At 32.9% G+C, this 9,428-nt stretch carries 10 protein-coding genes; 2 read left to right on the forward strand and 8 right to left on the reverse strand.

The genetic code is table 11. The features are described from left to right. Positions 1–31 precede the first annotated feature (31 nt). Together LS72_RS02405 and LS72_RS02410 are read left to right on the forward strand one after the other, a co-directional pair. Entirely contained in the window at positions 32–1,099 is a 1,068-nt protein-coding gene (locus tag LS72_RS02405; RefSeq protein ID WP_052087326.1) for a glycosyltransferase, read from the forward strand. Between the two features lie 88 nt (positions 1,100–1,187). Further along, positions 1,188–2,294, forward strand: coding sequence for a glycosyltransferase family protein (locus LS72_RS02410; protein ID WP_034554484.1), 1,107 nt, complete (start codon positions 1,188–1,190; stop codon positions 2,292–2,294). Between the two features lie 27 nt (positions 2,295–2,321). Here the strand turns inward: LS72_RS02410 and LS72_RS02415 are convergent, their stop codons facing one another. The 8 genes from LS72_RS02415 to LS72_RS02450 all read right to left on the reverse strand — a co-directional run bounded on the left by LS72_RS02415 (position 2,322) and on the right by LS72_RS02450 (position 9,292). Continuing rightward, the gene (locus LS72_RS02415) at positions 2,322–4,004 is read right to left on the reverse strand and encodes a sensor histidine kinase (protein ID WP_084590170.1); all 1,683 of its coding nucleotides are present in this window, start codon (positions 4,002–4,004) and stop codon (positions 2,322–2,324) included. 1 nt (position 4,005) lies between these two features. Next, positions 4,006–4,671, reverse strand: coding sequence for a response regulator transcription factor (locus LS72_RS02420; protein WP_034554483.1), 666 nt, complete (start codon positions 4,669–4,671; stop codon positions 4,006–4,008). 34 nt (positions 4,672–4,705) lie between these two features. Further along, a complete protein-coding gene (pstB, locus tag LS72_RS02425) occupies positions 4,706–5,461 on the reverse strand; it encodes a phosphate ABC transporter ATP-binding protein PstB (protein WP_034554482.1) in 756 nt (251 codons plus the stop codon). 2 nt (positions 5,462–5,463) lie between these two features. Next, the gene (pstA, locus tag LS72_RS02430) at positions 5,464–6,288 is read right to left on the reverse strand and encodes a phosphate ABC transporter permease PstA (RefSeq protein ID WP_034554481.1); all 825 of its coding nucleotides are present in this window, start codon (positions 6,286–6,288) and stop codon (positions 5,464–5,466) included. Continuing rightward, complete coding sequence (pstC, locus tag LS72_RS02435; RefSeq protein ID WP_034554480.1) at positions 6,285–7,127, reverse strand: phosphate ABC transporter permease subunit PstC; 843 nt, start codon at positions 7,125–7,127, stop codon at positions 6,285–6,287. The genes pstA and pstC overlap by 4 nt, the downstream gene beginning before the upstream one ends. Then, positions 7,124–7,951 carry a substrate-binding domain-containing protein gene (locus tag LS72_RS02440; RefSeq protein ID WP_034554479.1) on the reverse strand — a complete coding sequence of 276 codons (828 nt, stop codon included), beginning with the start codon at positions 7,949–7,951 and terminating at the stop codon, positions 7,124–7,126. The genes pstC and LS72_RS02440 overlap by 4 nt, the downstream gene beginning before the upstream one ends. 218 nt (positions 7,952–8,169) lie before the next feature. Continuing rightward, the gene (locus LS72_RS02445) at positions 8,170–8,748 is read right to left on the reverse strand and encodes a metal-dependent hydrolase (protein WP_238700672.1); all 579 of its coding nucleotides are present in this window, start codon (positions 8,746–8,748) and stop codon (positions 8,170–8,172) included. Between the two features lie 337 nt (positions 8,749–9,085). Continuing rightward, positions 9,086–9,292 (reverse strand): hypothetical protein, encoded by a 207-nt coding sequence (locus LS72_RS02450; protein WP_034555516.1) that lies wholly within the window; start codon positions 9,290–9,292, stop codon positions 9,086–9,088. Positions 9,293–9,428: the final 136 nt, after the last annotated feature.

Genomic DNA, 9,428 nt, shown 5'->3' on the forward strand with positions numbered 1-9,428 from the left:
ATAAGCTAAATCATAACAAAAAGGAGTTTTGGTGAAAAATATTTTTATGGTAGTTAAGAATATTTCAAGTGTGGGCGGGATTAATCGTGTTGTAAGCAATCTTTGTTATTTATTAGCCAAAGATTACAAAATTACGATTATTAGTTGCACAACTTTAGAAGAATCCCCAGCCTTTGAAATGCCCATAGGGGTTTGCCTTATTCATTTTAAGAAACTCTATCCCGACTTTTGCACCAAAAGCTTTTTAGATAAACTCAAGTTTTCCTACCGCTTCAACAAACTACTCCCTAAAGATTCACAAAATTTTGTTATCGTTCATCAGCTTTTATTCCCCTTCTTTAAAGCCAAAAACACTACTTATATCCGCCTCTATCACGGGAATTTCGAAACAGGTTTTAAGAAATATCTCCACAAACCCCCACTACTTCCACCTAGAATCCGCCTCTTTGATATTCTTATTATCCTAAGTGCTAAACAAATCCATCTTTTTTCAAAACTCCACCCCAATGTTAAAGTTATCCCTAATTTCTTAAATGATTTGCCTAATACTACCACCAATCACACACAAAAAGTGGTTTTATCTGTCGGGAGATTTTCCGAGGAAAAAGGTTTTTTGCGGCTTATTGATATTTGGTTTACCGTAACTAAAAACCCTCATTTAAAAGAATGGAAACTTCATCTTGTAGGAGATGGGGAGCTAAAAGAAAGAATTGTAGCAAAAATCCATTCTTTGGGATTAGAAGATTCTATTATCCTTAAACCCTTTACCAAAAATATCCAAGAAGAATATCTCCAGGCTAGTATCTACGCACTAAGTAGCCACTATGAAGCTTTCCCTATGGTGCTCTTAGAATCAGGCTCTTATGCACTTCCCTCTGTGAGTTTTGATGTGCCAAATGGTCCAAGTGAGATAATCCAAGAAAAAAGTGGATTTAAAATCCCTGATAAGAATTTGCAAGGATTTGCTCTAAAACTCCAATTACTTATGGAAAATACACATTTAAGAAAAAGGCTGGGGGAGGGGGCAAGAGAAATTGTGTTAGAGAGGTTTAGCAAAAAGGCAATAAAGCCCAAATGGCAAGAAGCCTTAAACATATAAAGAAACTTTCAATGTAGGGAAATCCTCAATGAGAAAATTAAATAAGAGGAATTTTCCATACAAAGGAATTTTATTTTAAAGAGAAATGATGAAAGTTTTATGTATCACCGATAAACAATACCGACAATCTCATAACCAAATCCTTGCTATTTTCGAAAAATACCTTTTAGAATACGCGAAAGTCGAGGTTGTTTATTTCCATAGGGATTCTAAAGCCTTACAAAAAGACTCCCATATCATCTTACCCTATGGAGCAAAACATAGGAATCTTATAAAATTCTTAAGACAATTAAATATAGAGCTTAAGACTTATGACTTTATCATTGTTCGGAATTTCTATCCTGTAGCCAAACAAATCTTAAAAGCCCATAATAAAGTGATTTTTTGGGAGACTTTTCCGCATGACTATCGTAGAATCTATGAAGCAAGAATAGCAAAAAAGGCAGTCTTTCGTAAAAGCCTAGAATATAAAATCAAATTTTTCCTCCACCAAAGAATCCTTAAGCAATGTATCGCTTACCTTACAATGACCCCTCAACTAGCAGAGTTTTTCCAACCTAATCTCCCCATTCCCATTTTCACGCTCCCTGGCGGAATAGACTTCAAAAACTGCGATAGAGAAGCTATAAACAATAATTTGCATACCTGCAATACTCCCCTTAAATTCCTCTATACAGGCACGATTGATAAAAATAGACAATTAGGGGAAGTTTTATTAGCTTTTATTGAAACCCAAGGAGATTTTATCTTAGATATTTTCACAGGAAGCACTAATGCAGAAGTGCAAAAAATACAATCCCTTATCACACAAGACAAACGAATTTCTTTGCATCCTCCCTTGCCACTTCTTGAGATGCTAAAAACTCTACCGCATTATGATATAGGTTTAGGGCTAATCCCAAATACCCCTCTTTATAGCGTTAGCTCCCCTTTTAAAACTATGGAATACGCAAGTGCTGGAATCATTCCACTTATTAATGATTTACCCGAATATGTAAGGCTTTTTGATAGCACTTGTGCGTTTTTTAGTGATTTTAATAAACAAGATATAAAAGCCACCCTCCAAAAGATTCTAAACACTCCACCCTCTAGCTTACAAGCTATGAAACAAGTGGTTTTCCAAAGGGCATTAGAATCTATGGATTATGCCAAACTCACCAAGAAGCTTTATAATTTTTTATGCTCCTTAAAATAGGCAATTTATCCTCTTAGGAATTACCCCCTATGCTATCTTGTTAAACTCTAGGATAAATTCACTCCCTTTTCCTACCTCACTCTTTAGCTCTAAATATGCTTGATGATAAGCAACAGCGGATTTTACAATCGATAATCCAAGTCCTGTGCCTCCTAATTGCTTACTGCGACTTTTATCCACACAAAAAAATCGCTCAAAGATTCTTTGGTGGAGATGCTCTGGGATACCAATCCCACTATCTTGTATGCTAAGTCTTATTTTCTCCCCTAAATTATGCAAAGAAACCCTAATAAAGCCTCCTTTTTTATTATATTTAATCGCATTATCCACTAAATTAAAGATAAGGTTTTCTACTAAGCTTTTCTCCCCTAAGATATAACCCTCTTGTAAATCTAAAAGAATTTCAACTTCATATTGTGTAGCAATCATTTTTAAATGCTTAACAACCTTTAACACATTGCTCTTTAAAGATATTTTTTGCTTTTGTAAATATTCTGCTCCCCCCTCATCAAAGAATGAAAGCTTTAAAATCTCATCTATCATTACAAGCAATCTTGTAGATTCTGCAAGTATTTTGTCGATAAATTGGGGTATATCCTCCTTTTTTACAAGATTGTTTTTCAACATTTCAGAGCTAGCAAGTATGGAGGTTAAAGGAGTCTTTAACTCGTGCGTTACATTAGCGCTAAATTCTTTTCTTAAATTTTGTGCGAGTTTAGTTTGTGTAATATCCCGAACAATAACAACCATTCCTTTACATTTATTTTTCACAAAAATAGGTGTAAAAATCACCTCACATTCAAAATTACAAAGTTGCATTTGCAAAGTCTTGCTTTCCTCTTGTTTATGTTTTTTAAAATCCCTTAAAAGATTAAGCAAGATTTTCAAAAAATGCGATTCTTTAAGCTCATAGATTATAGTGCAAGATGAGAGGTTTTTAAAATACTTATTAACGCTTTTATTGGTAGAGAGAATATCTCCGTGTTGGTTAAGTAAAATTAACCCATCACTCATATGTTCTGCTAATAAAAGCATTTCTTGCTGCTTTTGACGCAAATGCTTGAGTTGGGTTTTGATAATTTTGTTTTGGGATTTGATTTTTTTCACAAAACTATGAAGCTCAAAATACAGCGAATCTTTTTTTAAATCCTCTAAATTAGCTTTCAAAATAGGCTTTAAGATAGCCTTTGCTAAGACTTTAGCTAGAAAGAAACAAAGCAGTAGTGCTAAAAAGGATTCTACAAAGAAAAAGGGTAGGAGCTTAAAAAATAAAGCTTTAACATATTTTTGCTCTTTAGCCACTCTTAAAACAATCTCCCTTTCTTTTAAAAACACCGCATAATAAAGTGTTTTAGCCCCTAGTGTATTAGAATAACGGACACTTGTAGCCCCTCCATTAAGCAAGGCATTTTGGATTTCCTCTCTACTGCTATGATTTTCTAAAACTTTGCTAAAGCTATCGTAGAGAACATTGCCATTTTTATCGATAATGCTTATTCTATAATGGGAATCTTGAAGGGGTTTAACAAGCGATTCTAACTGGGTTAAATCCTGCGGTAATTGCTCTATTAAAGATTTGGATTGATTTTTTAAATCCTCTAAAGATTCCTTTTGAAAAAACGATTCTAAGCTAAAGAGCAAAAAGGCATTAGCAAGAAGCAAAAGGCTTAAACTTCCTATAAAAATAGAAAAAAAGATTCTTCTTTGCATCTTAATCTTTAGAAAACTTATAACCCATACCGCGTATAGTTTGGATATGATGACCAAAATCGCCTAATTTTTGCCGCAATGTTTTAATATGAATATCTAAAGTCCTGCTGTGTGTGCCATAATCATACCCCCATAAAGCCTCTAAAATCTCCTCTCTATTAAAAGCCCTTTCTTGATTTTTCAAAAATAACCCTAAAAGTTCAAATTCTTTTAAGGTAAGGGGAATAGGCTTATTATTAATCTTTACTTGATGATTAGTAATAGAATAGGTGCAATTTTTAAAAACAATTTCATCTTTATCCCCATTCTTCCGGCGCAAAATAGCACGAATCCTTGCTAAAAACTCCATAACACCAAAGGGCTTACTCATATAATCATCTGCTCCATAATCTAAGCCCTTAACTTTGTCAATCTCACTATCTAAGGCTGTTAGCATTAAAACAGAGATTTTTTGAGTATTAGGATTACTTTTTATCCTCTGTAAAATTTCAAAGCCATTCATCCCGGGCAATAAACAATCTAATACTAAAATTTGTGGAATAGAATCTTTCAAAGCAGATTCCAATTGTGTAAATTCACTAAAGCCTTTTGCTTCAATATTTTGAGATTTTAAGGCATAAAGCACAATGTCTAAAATAGCTTTATCATCTTCTAAAACATAAACCAAAGCATATCCTAAGTTTTAATACAATTTTAACATATTAACCAAATCTTCCCTCAATATACTCACGCGTTTTTTGCTTTTTAGCCTTATGGAATATTTTTTGTGTATCCTCATATTCTATCATCTCCCCAAGCAAGAAAAATGCGGTTTTATCGGAGATTCTTAATGCTTGTTGCATATTATGGGTTACGATAATAATCGTATATTCTTTTTTTAAATTTAAAATAAGTTTTTCAATCTTTGCAGTAGAAATAGGATCTAGCGCACTTGTTGGTTCATCCATTAAAAGCACTTCAGGATTAGTTGCTATTGCCCTTGCGATACATAATCTTTGTTGCTGCCCACCACTAAGGCTTAAAGCACTACTTTTTAATTTATCTTTTAAATCCTCCCATAACCCAACATCCTCTAAAGAAGTTTGAATAACCTCATCAAGCTTTGCCTTTTTCTTAATCCCGTGCGTCTTTGGACCAAAGGCGATATTATCATAAATACTCATAGGAAAGGGATTAGGCTTTTGAAAAACCATTCCCACTTTTTTACGCAAGGTATTAATGGGAACATCTTTATAAATATCTTTATTTTCAAAGAGTATTTTTCCTTTAATCTTACATTCCTCTATTAAATCATTCATACGATTAAGGCTTTTAATAAAAGTCGATTTACCACAACCACTAGGACCTATAAAAGCCGTAACTTTGTCTTTATAAATCTCCATATTAATGTCTTTTAATGCTAAAAAAGAGCCATAATAAAGGTTCATCTTTTTAATATTAAAACAAATTTTTTGCATTTTTATCCTTTAGTTAATCTTTTAGCTATGTAATTAGCTAAGAGGTTTATAATAAGCACGATTAGTATTAGCACCATAGCGGTAGTATAGGCTTCATTGATGTATTGCCCCTCACTAGAGATAATATACATATGCACACTAAGTGTTCGTCCAGAATCTGTTAATCCCGCTACTTTTGCCACACCTCCTGAAGTATAAAGCAAAGCGGCACTCTCCCCCACTACTCTCCCTATACCCAAAAGTATCCCTGCTAAAATCATAGGGATACTAGAAGGGAGAATAATGGCAAAAATAGTGCGTAACTTTCCAGCACCAAGTGCTAAACTTGCTTCTCTCAATTCTATGGGGACAGATTTTAGGGCTTCTTGAGAGCTTCTTAAAATCAGCGGTAAAATCATAAGACTTAAGGTTAATACCCCCGATAAAAAGCTTATTTTAAAGCCAAAATAAATCACAAACGCCAGATAACCAAATAAACCATAAACAATACTAGGAATCCCTAAAAGCGTATCAGAGGCAATTTTTATAACATAAAGGAGTTTATTTTTCTTGCTATTGTATTCATTAAGAAAAATCGCACCAAAAATCCCAATGGGGGTTGTTAAAAGCATAGAAAATACCACCATATTTAAGGTATTAATGAGTGCAGGGAGCATAGAGATATTTTGGGAGCTATATTCCCATTCAAAGAGAGTAGGAGAGAAATGCAAGATTCCTTTATAAAAGATAAATCCCATTAAAAGTATAAATATGCTTAAAGTGATGAATAATGCAAATTTTGTGAGAAAGCAAAGGCATAAAGAGAGTTTATCATAATGTGTTTTCATGGTTTTTCTTTGATAAGATTAAGGCTTGTATTAATAAGTAATATTAAAACAAATAATACCACCGCATTAACAATTAAGGCTTCCCTATGTAAATCTGTCGCATACCCCATTTCAAGTGCTATATTAGTTGTAAGCGTTCGCACTCCATCAATGAGGCTATGAGGGATTTGCACTTGATTACCTGCTACCATAATAACTGCCATAGCTTCTCCAATAGCCCTACCAATCCCTAAAATAATAGAGGATAAAATCCCGCTTCTAGCACTTAAAAGACTAACAAAAAATACACTTCGCTCTTTAGTAGCTCCTAATGCTAAAGCTCCCTCATAATAAGATTTTGGGACACTATCAAGGGCGGATTTAGAGATTAATATAATTGTAGGTAAAATCATAATGCTTAGGATTAAAGCAGCGGCTAAGACACTCTTTCCAGAAACCCCATTAAAAGCATCACTTATCCAAGGAACTATCACTACAAGTCCAAAAAATCCATACACAACAGAGGGAATAGCGCCTAATAATTCAATAGCGGGCATTACATAATATTTGGTTTGCTTACTCGCAAAAGCGGATAAATAAATCGCACTTAAAACACCAATAGGCACACCCAACAAAATAGCTAAAACACTCACATAAATACTCCCAATAATCATAGGGAATATTCCAAAAATCTCTTCACTAGGATACCAATTAAGACCAAAGATAAATTCTAAAAATCCTATGTGAAAAAGTGTAGGTATGGCATTACCAAATAAAAATATACAAATCATTATTACGCATAATATAGAAATACAGCCAAAGAGGGCAAATACTCCTTGTGCTATTCTTTCTTTTATCATTGAATTTGTTCCCAAGTAGTAATTTCACCTAAGAATATTTTTCGCACCTGCTCTTTGGTGAGATTAGTAATAGGGTTTTGATGATTAACAATAATGGCTAAACCATCGATTGCTAATACTTGAGGCTTAACACCCTTTTTAAGCTCACTTTCCTTAACCTCTCTTGATACCATTCCTATATCCGCAATCCCTTCTATTACAGAATTTACCCCGATAGTTGAATCTGATTGTGAAATTTCTATATCCGCATTAGGATTGATTTTGACATAGGATTCTTTAAGTTTTTCCATAAGTGGAGTAACCGAGCTTGAACCTGCAATAATTAATTTTCCACGAGGGTTTTTGCTCTTAAAATTGCCCTTTGATACAGAGATATACCCAGCCTTTTGTATGATAGGCTTTGCCTCTAGTGAAACCGTATAGGCAAGAAAGTCTTCTATAAGTGGGTTGCTTAATTTTGTTACGACATTAAAGTTTCTAAAAATAGTATAACTCTTGTTGGTGATATTTTCAACACTTGGGATTACTCCATTAATGCTAATGGGCTTAATAGAATTATTTAACGCTCCTAAGGAGATATAACCAATAGAATTTTTAGAGTTTGCAACGCTTGTTAGCATTATGCCGGTAGAATTTGTGATTTCTATCTTTTGAGCAATAGCATCAATTTTTTTGTTATTAACGCTTTTGTAGATTTCAAAAATATCCACAAAGGCACTTCTAGTCCCTGAACCCATTTCCCTTGAAATAGGATAAATATTTTCCGCTAAAGCATTAAGGGATAGACAAGCTAACAGCCATAAGCCTAAAATAGTTTTTTTCATAAGATAACTCCTTAATTAAAGTAATAACAAAAGTATAAAAAGGGAATGTAAAAAAGAATGTGTAAGTATTGTAAAAGTTTTGTAAAGTTTATTTCTGGAATATGATTCTAATAAATGCAATTAAAAATATTTTGCAATTAATCCCTCAAAGAGGGCATTTAAAAGATAGATACTTAGCCTTTTGCCTCTATGATACTTTAGGTCTCTTTAAGGGGTACTCACAACACCCCCTTTAAAGAATGCACCATATTAGGATTTATCATTACATTAATCCCAAGAAAAAATGCTCCACAGATATAGGCAATTACTTGGTCGGCTAATCCACTGGTTCTAAACCTTAAAGCTTTAGGAAGCACAAAATACTTTTTACTTTTAAAAGGCAAAAAGATTGGCACACCACTTAAAGTCATCATATCTCCAACTATATGCAAAAGATTACCTAGAATAAATCCAGAGACTAGAAATACTAAAGCATTTTCATAAAATCCATTTATAAATGTTCTAACACTCTCAAAATTACATAGCACCATTAATAAAAGGATTAAGATAATAATAAAAGGCAAACTATGTGTAAATCCCCTATGTCCAAAAATAGCATTCATTAAGTGAGATACCCCTATAAACATTCTACCTATTTTGGAATGTGGTTCATCAATATCGGGGAATATTGCTCCAAAGGCTACTGCAAAATAAAAGATTAATAAATGGTTGCTTTCAATAGGTATAAATGGCTGTATTATAAAAACACCTACTGAAGTTAAAGAGAGAGCAAAGGTAATATGGGTTTTAGCTAACATTTATTACCTCCAACATTATTCCCAAAGTCAAACATAAAACAATCCTTATTACTTTCTTTTATGGGTTTTTGTTCCATTTCTTTGCTTTATTGTAACACTTTTAGAAAGTAGAATCTCTTTTTTAGGTATTGAATCTTGTGAGATTAAGATATTAATAGCTTTATTATCAGTAAGTGTAACTCTTAATTCATATTTTTTTGCATAGTTACCTCCTAAAATTCTAAATTAGTTCTTTTAGTAAATAGCTCATAGCATTGTGGAGTTTTTGTATAAGATTGTAGAGTCATTGCAATAAAATGTGCCATTGCTTGTCCTTTATTTGTGGAATAGTTTGAAATCAATATTCTTCGTGTAATTCCCTTTTTGTAAGATTTTTTCGTATTGTTCTTATTCCACTTTTATATGCAGAAATAACTTCTTTTTTTGAAATTTGTAGAATTAAAGCAATCTCATCAAAAGAATACTCTCTTTCTTTTAGCTTTAGTTCCCAAAACCATTTTAATGGATTTGAGTCTTTATGTTTTCTAGCATATTTAAGATACATAAGTTCTTCTTTTAATGGTATTACTATTTGCCCCTCTTTTTTGTTATAATGCCTACCTTAATTTTAAGATTAAGGAATCTCTAATGAATAAACTAATGCTTAATCTCTCTATTAACTTTCATTTTAAAGGATTCTT

The sequence above is a fragment of the Helicobacter apodemus genome (assembly GCF_000765745.2).
In the GTDB taxonomy this organism is placed as follows: domain Bacteria; phylum Campylobacterota; class Campylobacteria; order Campylobacterales; family Helicobacteraceae; genus Helicobacter_D; species Helicobacter_D apodemus.